The 22,038-nt window shown below is 56.7% G+C and carries 22 protein-coding genes and 1 pseudogene; 4 read left to right on the forward strand and 19 right to left on the reverse strand.

The window, feature by feature from the left end:
- Positions 1–2: 2 nt before the first annotated feature.
- Positions 3–1,430, reverse strand: coding sequence for a non-oxidative hydroxyarylic acid decarboxylases subunit C (locus G0034_RS18105; RefSeq protein WP_032635686.1), 1,428 nt, complete (start codon positions 1,428–1,430; stop codon positions 3–5).
- Positions 1,420–2,022 (reverse strand): non-oxidative hydroxyarylic acid decarboxylases subunit B, encoded by a 603-nt coding sequence (locus tag G0034_RS18110; RefSeq protein ID WP_014885021.1) that lies wholly within the window; start codon positions 2,020–2,022, stop codon positions 1,420–1,422. The genes G0034_RS18105 and G0034_RS18110 overlap by 11 nt, the downstream gene beginning before the upstream one ends.
- Before the next feature lie 172 nt (positions 2,023–2,194).
- On the opposite strand from G0034_RS18110, the gene G0034_RS18115 reads away from it, so the two are divergent.
- Positions 2,195–2,602, forward strand: coding sequence for a MarR family winged helix-turn-helix transcriptional regulator (locus tag G0034_RS18115; RefSeq protein WP_179121167.1), 408 nt, complete (start codon positions 2,195–2,197; stop codon positions 2,600–2,602).
- Here G0034_RS18115 and G0034_RS18120 read toward each other — a convergent pair.
- Positions 2,599–3,485 (reverse strand): annotated as a pseudogene (locus G0034_RS18120) (LysR family transcriptional regulator). The gene G0034_RS18115 and the pseudogene G0034_RS18120 overlap by 4 nt on opposite strands.
- A 108-nt stretch (positions 3,486–3,593) precedes the next feature.
- Here G0034_RS18120 and G0034_RS18125 point away from each other — a divergent pair.
- Positions 3,594–4,802, forward strand: a complete 1,209-nt coding sequence (locus G0034_RS18125; RefSeq protein WP_179121168.1) for an MFS transporter — start codon at positions 3,594–3,596, stop codon at positions 4,800–4,802.
- Positions 4,799–5,176, forward strand: coding sequence for a DUF4440 domain-containing protein (locus tag G0034_RS18130; protein WP_023338753.1), 378 nt, complete (start codon positions 4,799–4,801; stop codon positions 5,174–5,176). Before G0034_RS18125 ends, G0034_RS18130 begins: the two co-directional genes overlap by 4 nt.
- 52 nt (positions 5,177–5,228) lie before the next feature.
- Here the strand turns inward: G0034_RS18130 and rpoS are convergent, their stop codons facing one another.
- The 13 genes from rpoS to cysG all read right to left on the reverse strand — a co-directional run bounded on the left by rpoS (position 5,229) and on the right by cysG (position 16,230).
- The gene (gene rpoS / locus G0034_RS18135; RefSeq protein ID WP_008499600.1) at positions 5,229–6,221 is read right to left on the reverse strand and encodes an RNA polymerase sigma factor RpoS; all 993 of its coding nucleotides are present in this window, start codon (positions 6,219–6,221) and stop codon (positions 5,229–5,231) included.
- Positions 6,222–6,280: 59 nt separating this feature from the next.
- Entirely contained in the window at positions 6,281–7,405 is a 1,125-nt protein-coding gene (nlpD, locus tag G0034_RS18140) for a murein hydrolase activator NlpD (RefSeq protein WP_023338754.1), read from the reverse strand.
- A 116-nt stretch (positions 7,406–7,521) separates the two neighbouring features.
- A complete protein-coding gene (locus G0034_RS18145) occupies positions 7,522–8,148 on the reverse strand; it encodes a protein-L-isoaspartate(D-aspartate) O-methyltransferase (RefSeq protein ID WP_014885027.1) in 627 nt (208 codons plus the stop codon).
- A complete protein-coding gene (surE, locus tag G0034_RS18150; RefSeq protein WP_048997122.1) occupies positions 8,142–8,903 on the reverse strand; it encodes a 5'/3'-nucleotidase SurE in 762 nt (253 codons plus the stop codon). Before surE ends, G0034_RS18145 begins: the two co-directional genes overlap by 7 nt.
- The gene (gene truD, locus G0034_RS18155) at positions 8,884–9,933 is read right to left on the reverse strand and encodes a tRNA pseudouridine(13) synthase TruD (protein ID WP_023331186.1); all 1,050 of its coding nucleotides are present in this window, start codon (positions 9,931–9,933) and stop codon (positions 8,884–8,886) included. Before truD ends, surE begins: the two co-directional genes overlap by 20 nt.
- On the reverse strand, positions 9,930–10,409 hold the full coding sequence (gene ispF, locus G0034_RS18160) for a 2-C-methyl-D-erythritol 2,4-cyclodiphosphate synthase (RefSeq protein ID WP_006811766.1): 480 nt from the start codon (positions 10,407–10,409) through the stop codon (positions 9,930–9,932). The genes truD and ispF overlap by 4 nt, the downstream gene beginning before the upstream one ends.
- Positions 10,409–11,119, reverse strand: a complete 711-nt coding sequence (gene ispD / locus G0034_RS18165) for a 2-C-methyl-D-erythritol 4-phosphate cytidylyltransferase (protein ID WP_023338756.1) — start codon at positions 11,117–11,119, stop codon at positions 10,409–10,411. The genes ispF and ispD overlap by 1 nt, the downstream gene beginning before the upstream one ends.
- Positions 11,120–11,138: 19 nt before the next feature.
- The gene (ftsB, locus tag G0034_RS18170) at positions 11,139–11,450 is read right to left on the reverse strand and encodes a cell division protein FtsB (RefSeq protein WP_008499609.1); all 312 of its coding nucleotides are present in this window, start codon (positions 11,448–11,450) and stop codon (positions 11,139–11,141) included.
- Between the two features lie 79 nt (positions 11,451–11,529).
- Positions 11,530–11,856, reverse strand: a complete 327-nt coding sequence (locus G0034_RS18175; protein WP_014885031.1) for a DUF3561 family protein — start codon at positions 11,854–11,856, stop codon at positions 11,530–11,532.
- A gap of 58 nt (positions 11,857–11,914) precedes the next feature.
- On the reverse strand, positions 11,915–12,520 hold the full coding sequence (gene cysC / locus G0034_RS18180) for an adenylyl-sulfate kinase (RefSeq protein ID WP_088127238.1): 606 nt from the start codon (positions 12,518–12,520) through the stop codon (positions 11,915–11,917).
- Positions 12,520–13,944 carry a sulfate adenylyltransferase subunit CysN gene (cysN, locus tag G0034_RS18185; RefSeq protein WP_014885033.1) on the reverse strand — a complete coding sequence of 475 codons (1,425 nt, stop codon included), beginning with the start codon at positions 13,942–13,944 and terminating at the stop codon, positions 12,520–12,522. Before cysN ends, cysC begins: the two co-directional genes overlap by 1 nt.
- Before the next feature lie 9 nt (positions 13,945–13,953).
- On the reverse strand, positions 13,954–14,862 hold the full coding sequence (gene cysD / locus G0034_RS18190) for a sulfate adenylyltransferase subunit CysD (protein ID WP_008499613.1): 909 nt from the start codon (positions 14,860–14,862) through the stop codon (positions 13,954–13,956).
- 9 nt (positions 14,863–14,871) lie between these two features.
- The gene (gene cysG / locus G0034_RS18195) at positions 14,872–16,230 is read right to left on the reverse strand and encodes a siroheme synthase CysG (RefSeq protein WP_372585063.1); all 1,359 of its coding nucleotides are present in this window, start codon (positions 16,228–16,230) and stop codon (positions 14,872–14,874) included.
- Between the two features lie 237 nt (positions 16,231–16,467).
- Here cysG and G0034_RS18200 point away from each other — a divergent pair, with 237 nt between their 5' ends.
- Positions 16,468–17,511, forward strand: coding sequence for an aminopeptidase (locus G0034_RS18200; protein WP_014885035.1), 1,044 nt, complete (start codon positions 16,468–16,470; stop codon positions 17,509–17,511).
- Positions 17,512–17,582: 71 nt separating this feature from the next.
- Here G0034_RS18200 and cysH read toward each other — a convergent pair whose 3' ends face one another.
- The 3 genes from cysH to cysJ are packed head-to-tail and all read right to left on the reverse strand — an operon-like array spanning position 17,583 to position 21,850.
- On the reverse strand, positions 17,583–18,317 hold the full coding sequence (gene cysH / locus G0034_RS18205; RefSeq protein WP_023337698.1) for a phosphoadenosine phosphosulfate reductase: 735 nt from the start codon (positions 18,315–18,317) through the stop codon (positions 17,583–17,585).
- Between the two features lie 15 nt (positions 18,318–18,332).
- Positions 18,333–20,045 carry an assimilatory sulfite reductase (NADPH) hemoprotein subunit gene (cysI, locus tag G0034_RS18210; RefSeq protein WP_014885037.1) on the reverse strand — a complete coding sequence of 571 codons (1,713 nt, stop codon included), beginning with the start codon at positions 20,043–20,045 and terminating at the stop codon, positions 18,333–18,335.
- Positions 20,045–21,850 carry an NADPH-dependent assimilatory sulfite reductase flavoprotein subunit gene (cysJ, locus tag G0034_RS18215; RefSeq protein ID WP_179121169.1) on the reverse strand — a complete coding sequence of 602 codons (1,806 nt, stop codon included), beginning with the start codon at positions 21,848–21,850 and terminating at the stop codon, positions 20,045–20,047. Before cysJ ends, cysI begins: the two co-directional genes overlap by 1 nt.
- Positions 21,851–22,038: the final 188 nt, after the last annotated feature.

Consider the following 22,038-nt stretch of genomic DNA (forward strand, 5'->3'; position numbering starts at 1 on the left):
CCTTATTGACGTGCTGCCAGCATCGCGGTCAGTTTTTCAGCCCAGGCTTTGGTCTCAGGCAGATCCTGTACCGGCTGGCTATAGTGGCCTCGGGTATCCGGGGCGACAGGCGTCGTCGCATCAATAATCAGTTTGTCGGTAATGCCCGCCGGGCTGGAGCCTGGGTCGAGTTCAAGCACCGACATGTTCGGCAGTTGCACCAGATCGCCTGCCGGGTTGACCTTCGATGACAGCGCCCACATCACCTGCGGGAGGTTGAACGGGTCAACATCTTCATCCACCATAATCACCATCTTCACGTAGCCCAGGCCATGCGGCGTAGTCATGGCACGCAAACCGACCGCGCGGGCAAAACCGCCGTAACGCTTTTTGGTGGAGATAATCGCCAGCAAACCGTGGGTGTACATCGCGTTCACCGCCTGCACTTCCGGGAATTCGGCTTTCAGCTGCTGGTATAACGGCACGCAGGTGGCTGGGCCCATCAGATAGTCAATTTCGGTCCACGGCATACCGAGGTACAGGGATTCGAAAATCGGTTTCGTGCGATAAGAAACTTTATCAATACGTACCACCGTCATATTACGGCCACCGGAATAGTGCCCGGTAAACTCTCCAAACGGCCCTTCGATTTCACGTTTACGACCTTCAATCACCCCTTCCAGGATCACTTCAGAGCCCCACGGTACATCGAAACCGGTCAACGGTGCGGTGGCAATCGGGTATGGGCTTTCGCGCAGGGCACCCGCCATCTCATATTCTGACTGATCGTATTTCAGCGGCGTCGCGCCCATCAGGGTGATGATCGGATCGTTGCCGAGAGTAATTGCAATCGGCAGATCTTCCCCACGCTCTTCCGCTTTATGCAGATGCAGGGCGATATCGTGCATCGGCACCGGCTGCAGGCCGAGCTTGCGCTTACCTTTCACCTCCATGCGATAAATGCCGACGTTCTGCTTGCCAAAGTTATCCGGGTCAAGCGGATCGCGCGAAACAACGCACGCTTTGTCGAGATAAAAACCACCGTCTCCGTCATTCAGGCGAAACAGCGGCAGGATGTCGAACAGGTTGATGTCTTCACCGTCCACCGTATTCTCAGCCCAGGCCGGGTTGGCGCGGCGCTCCGGTGCGATGGGGAATTTATCCCAGCGGCGGATAAACTCGTCGATCTGTTTTTTTACCGGGGTATTCGCAGGCAGCCCCATCGAAATGGCGTGGTTCTGCCAGGAGCCGATGGTGTTCATCACCACGCGGGCATCGGTAAACCCGCGAATATTGTCAAACCACAGAGCGGGCGCACCGTCGCCAATGCGACCGGTGGCGTTGGCTGCCGCCGCCAGATCCGGCTCCGCATTCACCTCTTCCTCAATTTTCAGCAGTTGCCCTTGCTCATCGAGTGCCTGCAGAAAGCTTCTCAAATCATCAAATGCCATTTTTATTCTCCTGTGAAAAATCTTTCGCCTCCCGCAGCCCATTCCAGCGACGTGCCTTTTTATGCTCCAGACCAAACTGGTCGAGCACGCGGGTCACGATATGCTGGGTGATGTCATCGGCGGTCTGCGGATGGTTGTAATACGCAGGCATGGGCGGCACCATCGCCACGCCCATTCGGGAAAGCGCCAGCATGTTCTCCAGATGGATGGTGCTGAGCGGCGTTTCGCGGGGAACCAGCACCAGCTTGCGCCCCTCTTTCAACACCACATCCGCCGCACGGCCCACCAGCCCTTCGGCGTAGCCTGCGCGGATCCCCGCCAGCGTTTTCATGCTGCAGGGAATAACGATCATGCCGTCGGTACGAAACGACCCGGAGGAGATAGTGGCGGCCTGGTCAGCCGGGCTGTGGACAACGTCAGCCAGCGCAGCAACGTCCTGCGCGGTGTAAGGCGTTTCCAGCTCGATGGTGGTTTTAGCCCACTTCGACATCACCAGATGCGTTTCCACCTCAGGCATCTCCCGCAGCGCCTGCAGCAGCGCCACGCCCAGCGGAGCCCCCGTCGCCCCCGTCATTCCCACGATCAATCTCATTCATCACCTCAATTAACTTGTTCGTGTACGAACATTATAGGTAAACTACTCCCGGATCGTTTTTCTGACAAGATCGTTCGCATACGATCACACTAATTGCTAAAAAATGCCGCGTTATCATCCCGGGCTTTAGCGGCTATCATAGGGGGAGATTTTTTCCGTCGGAGTGTTCATGGAACTAAGACAAGAGGCGTTCCACCTGTTACGTCAGCTTTTTCAACAGCATACCGCGCAGTGGCAACATGCCTTACCGGAGCTGACCAAGCCGCAGTATGCGGTTATGCGCTCTGTTGCCGAGCATCCGGGCATTGAACAGGTGGCATTGACCGAAGTGGCAGTCAGTACGAAAGCGACCCTGGCGGAAATGCTGAGCCGCATGGAGGCGCGCGGGCTGGTCAAACGCGAGCATGACCCCGCCGATAAGCGCCGCCGGTTTGTCTTCCTGACACCAGAAGGCGAAGCCCTGCTTGAAGGCTGCAAGCCGGTAAGCAATAAGGTAGATGAGGCATTTTTAGGGCGCCTGAGTCAGGCCGAGCGGGAGCAGTTCTCCACGCTTATCAAGAAAATGATGCACGATTAATTCACGCTGGCACGCATAAAATCAATAAAGGTGCGTACTTTCGCCGGCACGTGCCGGGCATCCGGATAAACCGCGTAAATGCCCTGCCGCGCGAAGGTATATTCCGGTAAAACCGGCACCAGTTTTCCCGTATCCAGCGCATCGCGCACCAGCCATTCCGGCAGTAATGCCACTCCACCTCCGGCGAGTGCAAAGGCCATAAGAGCCTGCGCACTGTCGGCAAACAGGCGCGGCGCTTTTTTTATCTCCAGCGTGTCGGGCAAACCACCGGCATTTTTCACCTGCCAGCGCAGCGGCGAGGTTAAGCGCTCGTGGATAATCCAGTCCGCATGGGCAAGCTGCGCCAGCGATGCGATCGGATGAGTACCGAGCCACTCGGGTGTCGCAACGGGCAGGATCGAAAAGTGTGCGATCAATGCAGCGTGATAGCGTGAATCGGTAAGCGTTCCCAATCGGATAGCCACATCAAAGCGCTCTGAGATAAGGTCGGCATGCAGTGACGACGAAACATGACGCACGCGAAGATCCGGGTGCTGCTGGCTGAACCTTGCCAGCATCGGCACCACGACCTGTGAGCCATACTCAGGCGTGGTCGTGATCCGCAACTCCCCGGTGAGCCCGGCATGATTCGCGCGGACATCATCCTGCAACTGTTCTGCATCCTTCAGAAGCGCGACGCTGCGTTGATGAAAAAGAGTACCCGCGTCGGTTAACGTCAGGCGGCGGGTGGATCGCAGCAACAGGGTAACGCCAGTTCGGCTTCGAGCTGACGAATATTGAAGCTGACCACGGCTTTTGTCAGCCCCATCGCCTCAGCTGCCGCAGTGAAACTGCCGGTGTCTGCCACCGCAACAAACATCTGCGTCCGCTGTAAGTTAATCATCATCACGCCTTTTACCGTCAAAATATTTTTGACAGTATATCGCGCTTTGTCTGGTTTATCCGTGCCTGGCGCGTCGATACGATACGCCTCCTCACGGGAGGAACCACCATGACCTATCGCAGCAAAGTCGCCGTTGTCTATCTGCTGGGCTTTTTTCTTGATTTGATTAACATGTTTATTGCCAGCGTTGCTTTTCCGGCAATGGCTCACGCCTTTCACGCCACGCCTTCAGCACTTGCCTGGGTCAGTAACGGGTACATTGCTGGTCTGACGCTGGTGATCCCGTTTAGCAGCGTGCTCACGCGCCGAATCGGACCGAAGCGCGTCATCCTGCTCTCGCTTTTTCTGTTCAGCGCTGCCTCTGCTGCGGCAGGCTTGTCTGCCACGCTGGAAAGCCTGATTGCCTGGCGAGTGTTACAGGGGGTGGGAGGAGGCTTATTGATTCCCGTTGGACAGGCGTTGACCTGGCAACAGTTTAAGCCTCACGAGCGAGCCAGACTCTCCTCAGCGGTTATGCTGGTCGCACTGCTTGCCCCCGCCTGCTCCCCTGCTATGGGAGGCGTGCTGGTGCAAACGCTAAGCTGGCGATGGATATTTTTCGCCACGCTCCCGGTTGCCATCGTGACCTTTGTTCTGGGCTGTTTGTGGCTTAAACACGAACAGCCCGCGATGAAAGCAAGCCGGCTGCTAAACCTGCCTTTACTTGCGGACCCGCTTTTGCGTTTTTCCATGCTGGTCTATGTCTGTGTACCAGGCATATTTATTGGTGTGAACGTCACGGGTATGTATTACCTTCAGAGCGAGGCCAATATGACACCCGGCGCAACGGGAATGCTGATGCTGCCGTGGTCTGTGGCATCGTTTGTCGCTATCACGGCAACGGGACGCTATTTTAACCGTATTGGTCCTCGTCCCCTTGTCGTCACAGGCTGTCTGCTCCAGGCGCTGGGCGTTCTGCTTTTACTGAGCGTCGGTCCGGCCAGCACAGCGCTGTTACCCACCCTTGCCTTTGTGTTGATGGGTGCAGGGGCAAGTCTTTGCAGCAGCACGGCTCAAAGCAGCGCTTTTCTGACAACGCGCCGGGAAGATATGCCAGATGCCAGTGCGCTGTGGAATCTTAATCGTCAGTTGAGCTTTTTTGTGGGTACCCTGCTGCTGGCGCAGGTCCTGAACCTTGCGCAGGCCTGGCTACCCCCGCTCGCCGCGTGGCACGGGATGTTTATTTTTGCCGCAGGCATGACCTTACTGCCTGTACTGTACGTTTTTCGTCTTAACAATACGCAGGTGCTCACCCAGCTGCGACAGGAGAATTCATGACGCCTTTCGAACACGAGATTATCGAGCTCCACATTGCACTTGAAAACTGGCTAGGCAAAGGCGAAGGCGATTCCGACGCCCTGCTCGCCCGTTTTCGGTCTGATTTTCTGATGATCCCACCCGGTGGGGTCCATATAGACTACAACGGGCTTGTTCGTTTTCTGGATAACCAGCGCGGAAGTCGTCCTGGGCTTAAGATCGTCATTGACGAATTATCGACGCGACAGAGCTGGGATGATGGCGCGGTGCTTCACTATCGGGAGACGCAAACCCGCCCGGATCACCCTATCAACGTGCGCTGGTCAACCGCAGTGCTGAATCAGGAAGATGGCAGGATCACATGGCGTCTGCTGCACGAAACGGCGCAGCCATAGCACAAAAGAAAAAGGCCCGTCTCACGACGGGCCTTTTTTGACGAAAGGTTGCTTATTCGCGGAACAGCGCTTCGATATTCAGACCTTGCCCCTGCAGGATTTCACGCAGGCGGCGCAGACCTTCAACCTGAATCTGACGAACACGTTCACGAGTCAGACCAATTTCGCGGCCAACATCTTCCAGTGTCGCAGCTTCATACCCCAGTAAACCGAAACGACGTGCCAGCACTTCACGCTGTTTGGCGTTCAGTTCGAACAGCCATTTGACGATGCTCTGTTTCATGTCATCGTCCTGCGTGGTGTCTTCCGGACCGTTGTCTTTTTCATCGGCCAGGATGTCCAGCAGCGCTTTTTCGGAGTCGCCACCCAACGGGGTGTCAACGGAGGTAATGCGCTCGTTGAGACGCAGCATACGGCTTACGTCATCAACCGGTTTATCGAGTTGTTCAGCAATTTCTTCTGCGCTTGGCTCGTGGTCCAGTTTATGGGACAACTCGCGCGCGGTACGCAGATACACGTTCAACTCTTTGACGATGTGGATCGGCAGGCGGATCGTACGGGTCTGGTTCATAATAGCCCGTTCGATGGTCTGACGAATCCACCAGGTCGCGTAGGTTGAGAAGCGGAACCCGCGTTCCGGGTCAAACTTCTCAACTGCGCGGATGAGACCTAAGTTGCCCTCTTCAATCAGATCCAGCAGAGCCAGACCACGATTGCCGTAACGGCGGGCAATTTTCACGACCAGTCGCAGGTTACTTTCGATCATGCGACGACGCGAGGCAACATCACCACGCAAAGCACGACGTGCGAAATAGACTTCTTCTTCGGCCGTTAGCAGTGGGGAGTAACCAATCTCCCCAAGGTAAAGCTGAGTCGCGTCCAGTACACGCTGTGTGGCGCCCTGCGATAACAGCTCTTCTTCAGCCAAATCGTTATCACTGGGTTCCTCTTCTACTAAGGCTTTTTCGTCAAAAGCCTCTACTCCGTTCTCATCAAATTCCGCATCTTCATTTAAATCATGAACTTTCAGCGTATTCTGACTCATAAGGTGGCTCCTACCCGTGATCCCTGAACGAGACACCCTGGCTGGCATGCCCCGTCAAATTATCGCTGCGGCAAATACTGCAGCGGGTTTACGGATTTCCCCTTGTAACGAATTTCAAAATGCAAGCGTGTAGAACTGGTTCCGGTGCTACCCATGGTAGCGATTTTTTGCCCCGCCTTAACTTCTTGTTGTTCCCGGACCAGCATTGTGTCGTTATGGGCGTAGGCACTCAGGTAATCATCATTGTGTTTGATGATGATAAGATTACCGTAACCGCGCAGAGCATTACCGGCATACACAACGCGTCCGTCTGCGGTCGCGATGATAGCCTGTCCTTTACTGCCTGCGATATCGATCCCTTTGTTCCCACCCTCAGAAGTGGCGAAGTTTTCGATAATCTTGCCGTCAGTTGGCCAGCGCCAGGTAGTGATTGACGAACTGGCATTCTGACTGCTTGCAGTCGGTTCAGTAGAGCTAACCACAGGTGCCGTAACCGGTGCTGTGACAGTAGTCGCAGTCCCTTTATTATTCGGCAACATTTTGTTAGCAGTCTGATCACCTGAATCCTCAGAATACGTAATTACAGGTTGTGAAGCAACCACCGTGGTGGATTTTTGTGCAGGCTTAACGCTGTTATTTTGTGCGGTCACATCGGCCGCTGAAACCGTGTTGCCAGGCGTCAGTGGCGTACCCGTTGCGTTGCCCACCTGGAGCGTTTGCCCAACCTCCAGACCATACGGGGCCTGGACGTTGTTACGCTGTGCGAGGTCACGGAAATCGTTCCCGGTGATCCAGGCAATATAGAACAGCGTATCGCCGCGCTTCACGGTATAGGTGCTGCCGCCGGTATAGCTGCCTTTCGGAATGTTCCCATACTGACGGTTATACACGATGCGGCCATTTTGGGTCTGAACAGGCTGTTCAACTGGCTGAATCTGTGTTGGCTGCGTCATTGGGCGCTGAACTGGCTGGATTGACGGATTTTGTTGCGCCGTGGCAGTTCCCATTTTAGGCGGAGGCGTGATCAACATTCCGCTGGACGTGTTACCCGAGCCGCTGTTTCCGCCGACGGAACTGACGGGCGCAGGCGCATTGTTAGAACTTGTACAGCCAGCCAGCCAGAGCGAAACCAGTGATAATGCCGCAACACGGCTGATGGTGAATTTAGGGCTTCCCGCGCTCATTTATCCCCCAGGAATGTGTTAACTACCAGTGACTTAAAATTTACCGTGATGGCACGAATCTTTCGCGCCACACCATACGCTGAATTTGCCTTAATAACCCTGGATAAATCCGAGTCTCAGGCCAACTCCCCCTTTACCAGAGGCACAAAGCGCACGGCTTCCACGGTGTCGATAATAAACTCGCCGCCACGTCGACGAACGCGCTTCAGGAGCTGCTGCTCATCGCCGACGGGCAGAACAAGAATGCCCCCCTCATCCAGCTGCGACAACAGGGCTGCAGGAATTTCAGGCGGGGCTGCCGTCACGATGATGGCGTCGAACGGGGCGCGAGCCTGCCAACCCTGCCATCCATCACCGTGTCGTGTCGAAACATTGTGTAAATCAAGTTGTTTCAGGCGACGACGCGCCTGCCACTGTAAACCTTTAATCCGCTCAACGGAGCAGACATGGTGCACCAGATGCGCCAGGATCGCGGTCTGATAACCCGAGCCGGTGCCAATCTCCAGCACGCGCGAATTGGGCGTGAGCTCAAGCAGCTCCGTCATGCGCGCCACCATGTAAGGCTGCGAAATCGTCTGGCCTTGCCCAATAGGCAGCGCCACGTTTTCCCACGCTTTGTGTTCAAACGCCTCGTCTACAAATTTCTCTCGCGGAACCTGGGCAAGCGCTTCAAGCACATGCTCGTCGCGGATCCCCTGTGCGCGAAGTTGTTCCAGAAGAGTTTGTACACGTTTGCTTACCATTGCGCGTTCACTCCTGCGCGATCCAGCCAGCCCGACACCACATCTTGCGCACTATACGCCGTTAAATCTACGTGCAGTGGCGTAACAGAAACATAGCCTTCATCCACGGCGGCAAAGTCGGTATCCGGACCCGCATCGCACTTATCGCCAGGAGGGCCAATCCAGTAAAGCGTGTTGCCGCGAGGATCCTGCTGCGGGATAACCTGATCGGCCGGATGACGGCTGCCGCACCGTGTGACGCGAATGCCTTTAATTTCCTCCAGCGGGAGATCCGGCACGTTGATGTTCAGAATACGCCCGGTGCGCAGCGGCTCGCGGCCGAGCGCCCGCAGGATCGAGCAGGTCACCGCGGCGGCGGTGTCGTAGTGCGTGTGGCCGTTTAACGAAACCGCCAGCGCCGGGAAACCCAGATGACGACCTTCCATTGCGGCCGCCACGGTACCGGAGTAAATCACGTCGTCGCCGAGGTTCGGCCCGGCATTAATACCGGAGACAACAATATCCGGACGCGGTCGCATCAGGGCATTCACGCCCAGAAAGACGCAGTCGGTCGGTGTGCCCATCTGTACGGCAATATCGCCATTTTCAAAGGTAAAGGTGCGAAGCGACGACTCCAGGGTCAGTGAGTTAGACGCTCCACTGCGGTTACGATCGGGCGCCACAACCTGCACATCCGCAAATTCACGGAGGTGCTTCGCCAGGGTCTGAATGCCTGGCGCGTGGATCCCGTCATCGTTACTCAGCAATATTCGCATAATCACCCGAGGTGTTGATAAGTTCCCTGACAACGCTGGTGGCAAAGCTACCGGCCGGCAGCCAGAAGCGTAACTCGACGGTGACGTCATCCCACCAGTTCCAGCTTAGCTGCTGCGGGTAGAGCAGCATCGCGCGGCGTGCTGCTTCGACTTTTTCCCGCACCAGCAATGATTGTAATGCCTGCGCATCGGCGACAGCCGCCTGCTCAGCGCTCAGCGCGTCGCCCTGCGTCCCCCACTCACCGGAGCCGGGCAACGCGGCGGTAATCATCAGCGATTTCGCGTCCACGCGCGACTGCACATCGGCCATTTCGTCGGCCGTTGCCACAAACCAGCTTCCGCGTCCCGCTAATTGTAGCGCATCGCCAACAACAACTTGATTCGCGTCCGGTTTTTTCAGCCTTTCGCTCACAATCTGATTAAACAACGCACTGCGGGCCGCCGACAACCAAAAACTGCGCTTATTCCTGTCGCGCACCGGCGCATCGCTTTGTGCCCAGCGCAGCGCGCCCTGCAGGTTACTGCCGCCAATGCCAAAGCGCTGGGCGCCAAAGTAGTTCGGTACGCCGCGTTCATTGATGGCGTTGAGGCGTTTTTCAACGTCTGAACGGTCGGACACTTCACGCAATACCAGCGTAAACGCATTGCCTTTCAACGCCCCCAGGCGCAGTTTGCGCTTGTGACGAGCGTATTCCAGCACTTTACAGCCTTCCAGCTCAAACTGGCTTAAATCAGGCATCGTATTGCCGGGAACGCGCGCGCACAGCCACTGTTCGGTGACGGCATGTTTATCTTTCTGTCCGGCGAAGCTCACCTCGCGGGCATGAATTTTGAGGAATTTTGCCAGCGCATCGGCCACAAACCGGGTATTGCAGCCGTTTTTAAGAATTCGTACCAGGATATGTTCGCCTTCACCGTCCGGCTCAAACCCCAAATCCTCAACCACCACGAAATCTTCAGGACTGGCCTTCAGCATGCCAGAACCCAGCGGTTTACCGTGCAGGTAAGTCAGGTTATCGAAGTCCGTCATTTGGCAGCCTTCACCAGCAGCGCCACCGCTTCACAGGCAATGCCCTCGCCGCGGCCGGTAAAGCCCAGCTTCTCGGTGGTGGTGGCTTTGACGTTCACGTCGTCCATGTGACAGCCCAGATCCTCAGCAATAAACACGCGCATCTGCGGTATATGCGGCAGCATTTTCGGCGCCTGAGCGATGATCGTCACGTCGACGTTGCCCAGCGTATAGCCTTTGGCCTGAATGCGGCGCCAGGCTTCGCGCAGCAGTTCGCGGCTGTCTGCCCCCTTAAACGCCGGATCGGTGTCCGGGAACAGCTTGCCGATATCCCCCAGCGCAGCAGCGCCCAGCAGGGCGTCGGTCAGCGCATGCAACGCCACGTCGCCATCAGAATGCGCCAGCAGACCTTTTTCGTAAGGAATACGTACGCCGCCAATGATAATTGGGCCTTCTCCGCCAAAGGCGTGTACATCAAAACCGTGTCCAATTCGCATTATGCCTTCTCCTGATGGGTCGAACGGGTAAGATAAAATTCCGCGAGCTGTAAATCTTCCGGGCGCGTCACTTTTATATTATCAGCGCGTCCTTCAACCAGTTCGGGGTGAAAACCGCAATACTCCAGCGCGGAGGCTTCATCCGTGATGGTCGCCCCTTCTTTAAGCGCACGCGTTAAGCAGTCGTGGAGTAATTCGCGGGGGAAAAATTGTGGCGTCAGCGCGTGCCAGAGATCGACGCGCTCAACGGTGTGGGCGATAGCCTGCTTGCCTGGCTCGGCGCGCTTCATGGTGTCACGCACCGGAGCGGCCAGGATGCCCCCCACTTTACTGGTTTCACTCAGCGCCAGCAGGCGCGCCAGATCGTCCTGATGCAGACACGGACGTGCGGCGTCGTGCACCAGCACCCACGGCGCGTCTCCGGCAGCCTGAATGCCCGCCAGCACGGAATCGGCGCGCTCGGCGCCGCCGTCAACAACGGTAATCTGTGGATGGTTTGCCAGCGGTAGCTGCGCAAAACGCGCATCGCCGGGGCTGATGACAATGATCGCTCGCGTCACCCGAGGGTGCGCCAGCAGCGCCGCCACGGCGTGCTCGAGGATCGTTTTATCACCAATTGAAAGGTACTGCTTGGGACACTCTGTCTGCATGCGCCGGCCAAAACCTGCGGCCGGCACCACGGCACAGACGTCCGAAAAAGTTGCTGCCATGTCGTAATCCTGGGCCTGATTATCGATTATTTTGTGCTGAGCCCTGATTGCGTTTAGACGCATCCGGAACCAGACGATAAAAGGTTTCGCCCGGCTTAGTCATACTGAGTTCATTGCGTGCGCGTTCCTCAATCGCCTCCTGCCCGCCATTGAGGTCATCAATTTCAGCAAAGAGTTGATCGTTACGCGCCTTAAGTTTGGCGTTTGTTGCCTGCTGAGCCGCGACGTCATCGCTCACCCGGCTGTAGTCGTGCAGTCCGTTCTTACCGAACCACAACGAGTATTGCAGCCAAATCAGCAAAGCCAGCAACAGCAGCGTTAGTTTACCCATCCTGCCCCCTGAAAAAACGGCTTCATCATCCCATAACTTTCCGCTGGACTCTACTCTGGGGTTTTAATTATGCCGCAAGTTAACCCATCAGCCATAAAAATAGCAGCCCAAATATGATGACTACGGCGGCGATAGTGAACACGGCACTATACAGGAGCCTGCCATTGAACAGGGAGTGCAACGCAATGCCGACGACAACCGCGACGGGCATCAGCGCCAGGAAGAAAGGCCAGGTGTAGAGGAAGAAGAACAGCGTATTGCCGCCATACATAAGAAACGGGATGCCAAGCGCCAGCAACCAGGAGACGAAGCCAATAATGGCCCCGGGAAATGACCAGGTCGTTTCGTCGTCGGTCGCGAGCGGCTCCGACCCGGTGGTGATAATGTAGTTTTCACTGTTGCGCATAGCTAATCCTGTGACCGTGACTCATCGTTCGGAAAGACAGCTCCCGAACGATACCGCCTCAGGATCTGATAATATCGTCCCGTCTGAGCAGGTCTAATAATTGGCTTACTAAATTTGTTACCAATTGTTGACCTTCCAGGTGAATCTCAGGCGATTCAGGCGCTTCGTAAACCGCATCAATTCCGGTGAAGTTGCGCAGTTCGCCGGCACGCGCTTTTTTGTACAGCCCTTTCGGGTCGCGAGCTTCGCAGACCGCCAGTGGCGTATCGACAAACACTTCGATAAAGCGATCCTGCCCCACGCGCTCACGCACCATCTGGCGCTCAGCACGATGCGGCGAGATAAACGCCGTTAACACCACCAGCCCGGCATCCGCCATCAGGCTGGCGACTTCTCCCACCCGGCGAATATTCTCTTTGCGGTCGTTGTCGCTGAAGCCTAAATCACTGCACAGACCATGACGGACATTATCCCCGTCCAGCAGGTAGGTGCTCACCCCCCTCTGATGCAGCGCCTCTTCCAGCGCGCCCGCTACCGTGGATTTACCGGAGCCAGACAGCCCGGTAAACCACAGCACAACCCCACGATGTCCGTGGAGTTGCTCACGCTGCGCGACGGTGACCGGATGAGGATGCCAGACGACGTTCTCATCATGTGCGGCCATTATTTGCCTCCCAGCAGATCGCGGGCGCCCCAGTGCGGGAAGTGCTTACGCACCAGCGCGTTCAGCTCCAGTTCGAAGGCGCTGAATTCAGAGGCGACGGTCGCCTGCTCGTTTGGCTCACGAACCATCCCCGCACCGACGGTGACGTTAGTCAGACGGTCGATAAAGATCAGGCCGCCCGTTACCGGGTTCTGCTGATACGGATCCAGCACCAGCGGCTCATCGAAAGTCAGATCCACCAGGCCAATGCCGTTCAGCGGCAGCTCGCTCACGTCACGCTGGGTGAGATTGTTGATGTCCACCTGGAACTGAATGCCGTCCACGCGGGCGCGAGTTTTCTTGCCCGCAATTTTGATGTCGTAGCTCTGGCCTGCGGTCAGCGGCTGTTCCGCCATCCAGACCACATCCACAGACGCGCCCTGCACTGCTGCCAGCGTTTCCTGCGCGTCGACCAGCAGGTCGCCCCGGCTGATATCAATCTCGTCTTTCAGCACCAGGGTGACCGCCTCCCCTGCCCCGGCTTCCTGGAGGTCGCCGTCGAACGTCACGATGCGCGCGATTGCCGATTCTACGCCGGAGGGCAGCACTTTGACACGCTGTCCCACCTTCACGGAGCCGGAGGCAATCGTGCCGGAGAAGCCGCGGAAATCGAGATTTGGACGGTTAACGTACTGCACCGGGAAGCGCATCGGCTGGGTATCAACCACGCGCTGAATTTCAACGGTCTCCAGCACTTCCAGCAGCGTCGGGCCGCTGTACCACGGCATATTCGCACTCTGGGAGGCGACGTTATCGCCTTCCAGCGCGGAAAGCGGCACGAAGCGGATATCCAGATTACCCGGCAGCTGTTCGGCAAAGGTAAGGTAACTCTGGCGGATCTCCTCAAATTTCTCTTCGCTGAAGTTCACCAGATCCATCTTGTTGACCGCCACGACCAGGTGTTTGATCCCCAGCAGCGTGGAGATAAAGCTGTGACGACGGGTTTGATCCAGCACGCCTTTACGGGCGTCGATCAGCAGGATCGCCAGGTCGCAGGTCGACGCGCCGGTCGCCATATTACGGGTATACTGCTCGTGCCCCGGGGTGTCGGCGATAATAAATTTGCGCTTCTCCGTTGAGAAATAGCGATAGGCCACGTCAATGGTGATGCCCTGCTCGCGCTCCGCCTGCAAACCATCCACCAGCAGCGCCAGGTCGAGTTTTTCACCCTGGGTACCATGACGTTTGCTGTCGTTGTGCAGAGAAGAGAGCTGATCTTCGTAAATCTGGCGTGTATCGTGCAACAGGCGACCAATCAGGGTACTTTTCCCGTCATCCACGCTGCCGCAGGTCAGAAAACGCAGCAGACTTTTGTGTTGTTGCGCGTGCAGATACGCTTCCACGCCGCCTTCGTTGGCAATTTGTTGAGCAATAGTGGTGTTCATGGCGGCTCCTTAGAAATAACCCTGACGTTTCTTCAGCTCCATGGAGCCTGCCTGGTCGCGGTCAATCACGCGCCCCTGTCGCTCACTGGTGGTCGACACCAGCATCTCTTCAATGATCTCCGGCAGCGTCTGCGCGTTGGATTCCACCGCGCCGGTCAGCGGCCAGCAGCCGAGGGTACGGAAACGCACCATCTGTTTTTTGATGACTTCGCCCGGCTGCAGGTCGATGCGATCGTCGTCGATCATCATCAGCATGCCGTCGCGCTCGAGCACCGGACGCTCAGCCGCCAGATACAGCGGAACGATCTCGATATTTTCCAGATAGATGTACTGCCAGATATCCAGCTCGGTCCAGTTGGAGAGCGGGAAAACGCGGATGCTTTCGCCTTTGTTGATCTGGCCGTTGTAGTTGTGCCACAGCTCCGGGCGCTGGTTTTTCGGATCCCAGCGGTGGAAACGATCGCGGAAAGAGTAGATACGCTCTTTAGCACGAGACTTCTCTTCGTCACGGCGCGCGCCGCCGAAGGCGGCATCAAAGCCGTATTTGTTCAGCGCCTGCTTCAGCCCTTCGGTTTTCATGATATCCGTGTGTTTGGCGCTGCCGTGCACGAAGGGGTTAATGCCCATCGCCACCCCTTCCGGGTTTTTATGCACCAGCAGCTCGCAGCCGTAAGCTTTTGCGGTACGGTCGCGGAATTCGTACATTTCGCGGAATTTCCAGCCGGTATCGACGTGCAGCAGCGGGAACGGCAGCGTACCCGGATAAAACGCTTTACGCGCCAGATGCAGCATGACGCTGGAATCTTTACCGATGGAGTACATCATCACCGGGTTAGAAAATTCGGCTGCCACTTCGCGGATAATATGGATACTTTCCGCTTCGAGCTGCCGCAGGTGAGTAAGTCGTTTTTGGTCCATAACCGTTCCTTAAGCCAGATTCACAACAGAGGAACCAAACCCCTCTGAGTCTGTAGTATGTTGAAACCAGGCGAGCGTACTGTGCAGCTGTACCACTTCCCCCACCACGATCAGGGCGGGCATCGGGGCATCTTTCGCCAGGTCTGCAAGTTCTTGTAATGTGCCGATAGCAACATGCTGATCGACGCGGGTGCCGCGAGAAATCACGGCAACGGGCGTCGCTGCCTCGCGACCGTGCTGAATCAGCTGTTCGCTGATGTCTGCGGCTTTCATCGTGCCCATGTATATCGCCAGCGTTTGCCGGCTCTGGGCGAGATGCGACCAGTCAAACGGCGTGCTGTCTGCCTTGTAGTGCCCGGTCACAAACGTGACGCTCTGCGCATAATCGCGATGGGTCAGCGGAATACCGGCATAGGCCGTTACTGCTGATGCCGCCGTAATGCCAGGCACCACCTGGAACGGCACGCCCGCTTCGGCTGCCGCCTGCAACTCTTCTCCGCCGCGTCCGAAGATAAACGGATCGCCCCCTTTCAGACGCACCACGGTTTTGCCCGCTTTGGCGGCAGCAATCAGCATCTGATTGGTGTCGTGCTGCGGCACAGAGTGCTCGCCTGCCCGTTTGCCGACGCAAATTTGCTCCGCGTCGCGACGAATCAGCTCGCGTACGCCGTCGGTGACCAGATGGTCGTAGAACACCACGTCCGCGTCCTGCAGCACCTGAAGGCCACGCAGCGTCAGAAGCCCGGCATCGCCCGGCCCCGCGCCCACCAGAATGATCTCCCCGTTCGTACTGCCAGGGTTGTCCAGTTCGTCTTCGAGAATTTTCTGCGCCGCCGTCTCATTGCCGGCCTGCATCAGGCTGGCAAAGCGGCCGCGAAACACCCGCTCCCAGAAGCGACGACGTTCCGCCACGCTGGTCAACCGGGTCTTCAGATGGTTACGCCAGTAGCTGGCTGTCTCCGCCATGCGCCCGAGGCTTGTCGGCAGCAGTGCTTCGATTTTTTCCCGCAGCACGCGCGCCAGCACCGGAGCGGTCCCGCCGGAGGATATCGCCACCAGAAGCGGCGAACGGTCAACGATCGACGGGAAGATAAACGAGCATAACGGCTGGTCGTCCACGACATTCACCAGACGGTAACGAGCCTGAGCGGCGTCGGAAACACGACGGTTCAGGTCGCGATCTTCGGTCGCCGCTATTACCAGCACTACGCTGTCGATTTGTGATTCGTCAAAATCCGCTTCTGCCACTACCCGCACCTGCGCCCCTGCGCGCTGCAAAAACGCGATTTTGCGATCGGCAATTTCACCCGTGCCAACAACCAGCACCGGTTTCTCTTTAATCGCGGCAAATAAGGGCAGATAGTCCACAGGCAACAACTCACTAACAACGAGGAATAGAGGGACTATAGGGGGCGGCTTAGACCGAATGAAATTACGAATTGGAATGAGTAGTTACTCAATGGAATAACGATGTGAAAAAGTTAATATCAAAAAGTGCTTAACACGCGAATTTTCGGGCATTTAAGAGCAATTCAAATTGTGTATGGACGATCACAGTTTCATACTAGGCCAGTTAAAATTTTGCTCTGTTTTTAAGGACTCACTATGTTTTCCGCAACGCGCCACTGTGTTGCTGCCCTGGCGCTAGGCGTTTGCTTTATTCTTCCGGCTCAGGCAAAAAATCAACCCTATGGTGAAATCGCCACTCAGCAGGCGCGGCATATTGCCACCGTTTTCCCTGGCCGCATGACCGGTTCACCTGCGGAAATGCTCTCTGCTGACTATATTCGCCAGCAATTTGCTGATATGGGTTACCAGAGCGATATCCGGTCGTTTCACAGCCGCTATATCTATACCTCGCGCAATAAAACACAAAACTGGCACAACGTGACCGGCAGTACGGTTATTGCGGCTCACGAAGGTCGCGCGGCGGAACAGATTATCATCATGGCGCATCTCGATACTTACGCACCGCTCAGCGATGCCGACACCGATAACAACCTCGGCGGACTGACGCTGCAGGGCATGGACGATAACGCAGCGGGTCTTGGCGTGATGCTCGAACTGGCCGAGCGAATGAAGAACATTCCGACGCAATATGGCATTCGTTTCGTTGCCACCAGCGGTGAAGAGGAGGGTAAGCTCGGCGCTGAGAATCTCCTTAAACGCATGAGCGCTGAAGAGAAGAAAAATACGCTGCTGGTAATTAACCTCGATAACCTGATTGTCGGCGATAAACTGTATTTCAACAGCGGGCAGAGTACACCGGGTAGCGTGCGTAAACTGACGCGTGACCGGGCGCTCGCCATTGCCCGCAGCCACGGGGTGTATGCCGCCAGCAACCCGGGCGGCAATCCAAATTATCCGCGAGGAACGGGCTGCTGCAACGACGGCGAAGTGTTCGATAAAGCGGGCATTCCGGTCCTGTACGTGGAAGCAACCAACTGGGCGCTGGGGAAAAAAGATGGCTACCAGCAACGGGGAAAATCGAAAGCCTTCCCGGACGGGACAAGCTGGCATAACGTGATGCTGGATAATCAGCAGCATATTGATAGCGCCCTGCCGCAGCGCATTGAACACCGCAGCCGGGACGTGGTGAAAGTGATGCTGCCGCTGGTGAAGGAGCTGGCGAAGGCGGGGAAAGGTTGAAGTTTTTAAGTATAGCGCGGCCTGATGCCCTCACCCCAACCCTCTCCCACAGGGAGAGGGCGGTTAAGGAATTACCCTTCGTGCAACCCGCACTCGCGCTTCAGCCCAAAGAATCGCGTCTCTTCTTCCGCCATTCCCGGTTCCCATTTGCGCGTGGTGTGGGTGTCTCCAACTGACAGGTAGCCCTGGTCCCACAGCGGATGGTACTTCAGCCCGTGTTTTTGCAGGTACTGGTACACCGTCCTGTTATCCCAGTCGATAATCGGCAGCACCTTAAAGACTCCGCGCTGGACTGCCAGCACCGGCAGCGTGGCACGGCTGCCGGATTGCTCACGGCGCAACCCTGCAAACCACGTCTGCGCGTTAAGCTCTTTCAGTGCCCGGTTCATCGGCTCGACTTTGTTGATCTCATTGTATTTCTCAATGCCCTCAACGCCCTGCTCCCACAGCTTGCCGTAGCGTGCTTCCTGCCAGGCCGCGCTTTCCGTCGCGCGGTAGATTTTCAGGTTCAGCCTGAGCTTGTCCGTCAGCTCGTCAATAAACTGGTAGGTTTCCGGGAACAGGTAGCCGGTGTCGGTGAGGATCACCGGAATGTCCGGACGGATCTGATTCACCAGATGCAAACTCACCGCCGCCTGAATACCAAAGCTCGACGAAAGCACATAGTCTCCCGGCAGGTTTTCCAGCGCCCAGGCCACGCGCCCTTCGGCGTCGAGCTTTTCCAGTTGGGCGTTGGTTTCTGCCAGTGCCAGAATGCGTTCGACTTTTGGCAGTTCGTTAAGGGCGTTTAGATCGAGTACGGACATAATTACCTCTCGTGGTTACTCCCAGAAATCCCTTGCGGGATCGAGCACCGGGCGAATGATGCCCGCACGCACCGTAAAGTCGCCGAAGCCTTCACCCGCTTCGCGCTCTTTCGCCCAGCGCCCGACAAGCTCATCGATGGAATCAAGGATTTCCGGCTCGGTGATGTTCTCGCGGAACATACGCGGAATACGTGTGCCGATACGGTTACCGCCCAGATGCAGGTTATAGCGACCCGGCGCTTTCCCCACCAGCCCCAGCTCGGCCAGCATCGCGCGGCCGCAGCCGTTCGGGCAGCCGGTCACTCGCATAACAATATGCTCGTCCGGAATGCCGTGTTTTTCCAGAATCGCTTCCACTTTGTCAGTAAATGACGGCAGGAAACGTTCCGCTTCGGCCATCGCCAGCGGACAGGTCGGGAACGACACGCAGGCCATGGAGTTTTCACGCTGCGGTTTGACCGCATCCATCAATCCATGATCGCGCGCCAGCGTCTCGATCTTCGCCTTCTGGCTCTCCGGCACGCCGGCAATGATCAGGTTCTGGTTAGCGGTAATGCGGAACTCGCCTTTGTGGATCTTCGCAATTTCCAGCAGACCGGTTTTCAGCGGACGGCCCGGATAATCCAGAATTCGACCATTTTCGATAAACAGCGTCAGATGCCATTTATTGTCGATACCTTTCACCCAGCCAATACGATCGCCGCGACCGGTGAATTCGTAAGGACGGACTGGCTCAAATTTGATCCCCGCGCGACGCTCCACTTCCGCTTTGAACGTCTCCACCCCCACGCGCTCGAGGGTATATTTGGTCTTCGCGTTTTTACGGTCGGTACGGTTACCCCAGTCGCGCTGGGTCGTGACCACGGCTTCCGCCACCGCCAGCGTGTGCTCCAGCGGCAGGAAACCAAACTCGCTCGCGGTGCGGGCGTAGGTTTTCTTGTTACCGTGCTCAATGGACAGGCCCCCGCCCACCAGCAGGTTAAAGCCGACCAGCTTGCCGTTTTCGGCAATCGCCACGAAGTTCATGTCGTTGGCGTGCAGGTCAATATCGTTCTGCGGCGGGATCACGACCGTGGTTTTGAACTTACGCGGCAGATAGGTCTGGCCGAGAATCGGTTCTTCATCGGTGGTCGCGACTTTCTCCTGATCGAGCCAAATCTCTGCATAGGCGCGGGTGCGCGGCAGCAGATGCTCAGAGATCTTCTTCGCCCACTCATACGCTTCGGCATGCAGCTCAGACTCGTACGGGTTCGACGTGCAAAGCACGTTACGGTTCATGTCGTTGGCGGTAGCCAGTGCGTCCAGCCCAACGGAGTGCAGCATCTGGTGCACCGGCTTCACGTTCTTCTTCAGAATACCGTGGAACTGGAAGGTCTGACGGTTGGTCAGGCGGATGCTGCCGTAGATCGTGTTTTCGCCAGCGAATTTATCAATCGCCTGCCACTGTTTGGTGGTGATGACCCCACCCGGCAGACGGCAGCGCAGCAGCATCGCATGACGCGGCTCCAGCTTCTGTTCGGCACGCTCAGCGCGAATATCGCGGTCGTCCTGCTGGTACATACCGTGGAAACGGATCAGCAGGAAGTTGTCACCTTTAAAACCGCCGGTGAGACCGTCATTCAAATCTTCAGCAATGGTGCCGCGCAGGTAGTTGCTTTCCAGCTTCATGCGCTCGGCGTCTGTCAGTTTACCTTCGACCACCAGTGGCCCTGGATGTTTTTCGCTCATTAGTAGACATCTCGCTGATAACGGCGCTCAACGCGCAGCTCACTTAAAAATTCATCCGCCGTTTCGGCATCCATACCGCCGAATTCGGCAATCACTTCCAGCAGTGCCTGCTCAACGTCTTTCGCCATGCGATTGGCGTCGCCGCAGACATAAATGTGGGCACCGTCATTGATCCAGCGCCACAGCTCTGCGCCCTGTTCGCGCAGTTTGTCTTGTACGTAGACTTTTTCTTTCTGGTCGCGGGACCAGGCCAGATCGATGCGGGTCAGCACGCCCTCTTTGACGTAACGCTGCCACTCAACCTGGTAGAGGAAATCTTCGGTAAAGTGCGGGTTGCCGAAGAACAGCCAGTTTTTGCCTGGCGCGTCGTCCGCCGCACGTTGTTGCATAAAGGCGCGGAACGGCGCAATACCGGTGCCAGGACCAATCATGATCACCGGGGTTTCCGGGTTTGCCGGCAGACGGAAGTTGTCGTTGTGCTCGATAAAGACGCGCACTTCACCCTCTTCTTCCACGCGGTCCGCCAGGAAACTTGATGCCCCACCCGCACGGGCGCGGCCTTCGATGTCATAACGCACCACGCCCACGGTGATATGCACTTCGCTCTCCACCTCTGCCTGAGAAGAGGCGATGGAGTAGAGGCGCGGGGTCAATGGACGCAGCAGCCCGACTACTGCATCGGCATCCAGCTGCGCCGGAGAGAAACGCACCATATCGACAATCGGCGTCGTCGCGGCGTAATGCTGCAGTTTCGCTTTGTCGCCCACCAGCGGCAGCAGCGATTCACTGCGCGTTAAGGTGGCGTAATTTTCGACGATGTTCGGAGTGTTGACCGTCAGTTCGAAATGCCACTTCAGCGCATCAGAAAGCGACTGGGTTTTGCCGTCAACGGTGACAGGCTCATCGCCTTTCAGCCACAGCAGCTCAACCAGCTCTTTCACCAGCGCCGGATCGTTCTGATACCAGACGCCCAGCGCATCGCCAGGCTGATAACGCAGGCCAGAGTCACCGAGATCGATTTCGATATGACGCACGTCTTTTTCCGAGTCGCGGCCAGTGATTTTCTGGTTCACCGACAGGCTTGCCGCCAGCGGTGCTTCTTTCGTGTAAGGGCTGGTATGGATATCGTTGACGACGCCCGCTGAGGTCAATGCGGCCTGCGCCGGCGTCTCTTTCGGCACGCGCGCTTTCAGCACCTCAACGATGCGCGCGCGCCATTCGGCGGCGGCAGTCTGGTATTCCACATCCGCGTCGACGCGGTCCAGCAGGCGCTCTGCGCCGAGCTCCGCCAGCTTACTGTCGAAGTCTTTACCGGACTGACAGAAGAATTCATAGGAGGTATCGCCCAGACCAAACACGGCAAACGCCGTGCCATCCAGTTTTGGGGCTTTTTTCGAGAACAGAAACTTATGCAGCGCTACCGCTTCTTCAGCGGGTTCACCTTCGCCCTGGGTAGAGGCGACCACCACCAGCAGCTTTTCTGACGCGATTTGCTTAAATTTATAATCGCCGGCGTTGACCAGGTTCACGTTCAGTTTGGCGGCCAGCAGGTCGTCACGAAGCCGCTCGGCCACGCGGCGGGCATTGCCCGTCTGCGAGGCGGAAATCAGCGTAATAGCGGGAATTTCCACAGCCGTTGCCGGTGCGCCCGCGACAGCGCCAGGCTGCTGATTGAGCATTCCCCAGAAATAACCGGAGACCCAGGCAAGCTGAGTGGGAGAAAAATCAGAGGTGGCAGCCTGAAGGCGCGCCAGTTGCTCCGGGTTCAGGGGAAGCAAATTTGATGGTGGGGCCTGTGTTGTCATGCGTCGTTATGTTCCAGTAGCCAAGCGGACTTTAAGCGAATAAATCCAAACTGAAGATAAGGTTAACGGCGAGGATAATAACAATTAAAGAAGGGATGGAAATAATAAATAACCAAATGGACTAACCTGTTTTAGTTATCGTTCTTAGCGATAAAACAGGTTAGCTAAATCATTGAAAATAAATAGCA

It is taken from the genome of Enterobacter sp. T2 (assembly GCF_010692925.1).
Taxonomy (GTDB): domain Bacteria; phylum Pseudomonadota; class Gammaproteobacteria; order Enterobacterales; family Enterobacteriaceae; genus Enterobacter; species Enterobacter kobei.

Coding starts and splice junctions, on each gene's coding strand:
- G0034_RS18105 (WP_032635686.1), bottom strand. CDS start 1,430: ATGGCATTTGATGATTTGAGAAGCTTTCTGCAGGCACTCGATGAGCAA.
- G0034_RS18110 (WP_014885021.1), bottom strand. CDS start 2,022: ATGAGATTGATCGTGGGAATGACGGGGGCGACGGGGGCTCCGCTGGGC.
- G0034_RS18115 (WP_179121167.1), top strand. CDS start 2,195: ATGGAACTAAGACAAGAGGCGTTCCACCTGTTACGTCAGCTTTTTCAA.
- G0034_RS18125 (WP_179121168.1), top strand. CDS start 3,594: ATGACCTATCGCAGCAAAGTCGCCGTTGTCTATCTGCTGGGCTTTTTT.
- G0034_RS18130 (WP_023338753.1), top strand. CDS start 4,799: ATGACGCCTTTCGAACACGAGATTATCGAGCTCCACATTGCACTTGAA.
- rpoS (WP_008499600.1), bottom strand. CDS start 6,221: ATGAGTCAGAATACGCTGAAAGTTCATGATTTAAATGAAGATGCGGAA.
- nlpD (WP_023338754.1), bottom strand. CDS start 7,405: ATGAGCGCGGGAAGCCCTAAATTCACCATCAGCCGTGTTGCGGCATTA.
- G0034_RS18145 (WP_014885027.1), bottom strand. CDS start 8,148: ATGGTAAGCAAACGTGTACAAACTCTTCTGGAACAACTTCGCGCACAG.
- surE (WP_048997122.1), bottom strand. CDS start 8,903: ATGCGAATATTGCTGAGTAACGATGACGGGATCCACGCGCCAGGCATT.
- truD (WP_023331186.1), bottom strand. CDS start 9,933: ATGACGGACTTCGATAACCTGACTTACCTGCACGGTAAACCGCTGGGT.
- ispF (WP_006811766.1), bottom strand. CDS start 10,409: ATGCGAATTGGACACGGTTTTGATGTACACGCCTTTGGCGGAGAAGGC.
- ispD (WP_023338756.1), bottom strand. CDS start 11,119: ATGGCAGCAACTTTTTCGGACGTCTGTGCCGTGGTGCCGGCCGCAGGT.
- ftsB (WP_008499609.1), bottom strand. CDS start 11,450: ATGGGTAAACTAACGCTGCTGTTGCTGGCTTTGCTGATTTGGCTGCAA.
- G0034_RS18175 (WP_014885031.1), bottom strand. CDS start 11,856: ATGCGCAACAGTGAAAACTACATTATCACCACCGGGTCGGAGCCGCTC.
- cysC (WP_088127238.1), bottom strand. CDS start 12,520: ATGGCCGCACATGATGAGAACGTCGTCTGGCATCCTCATCCGGTCACC.
- cysN (WP_014885033.1), bottom strand. CDS start 13,944: ATGAACACCACTATTGCTCAACAAATTGCCAACGAAGGCGGCGTGGAA.
- cysD (WP_008499613.1), bottom strand. CDS start 14,862: ATGGACCAAAAACGACTTACTCACCTGCGGCAGCTCGAAGCGGAAAGT.
- G0034_RS18200 (WP_014885035.1), top strand. CDS start 16,468: ATGTTTTCCGCAACGCGCCACTGTGTTGCTGCCCTGGCGCTAGGCGTT.
- cysH (WP_023337698.1), bottom strand. CDS start 18,317: ATGTCCGTACTCGATCTAAACGCCCTTAACGAACTGCCAAAAGTCGAA.
- cysI (WP_014885037.1), bottom strand. CDS start 20,045: ATGAGCGAAAAACATCCAGGGCCACTGGTGGTCGAAGGTAAACTGACA.
- cysJ (WP_179121169.1), bottom strand. CDS start 21,850: ATGACAACACAGGCCCCACCATCAAATTTGCTTCCCCTGAACCCGGAG.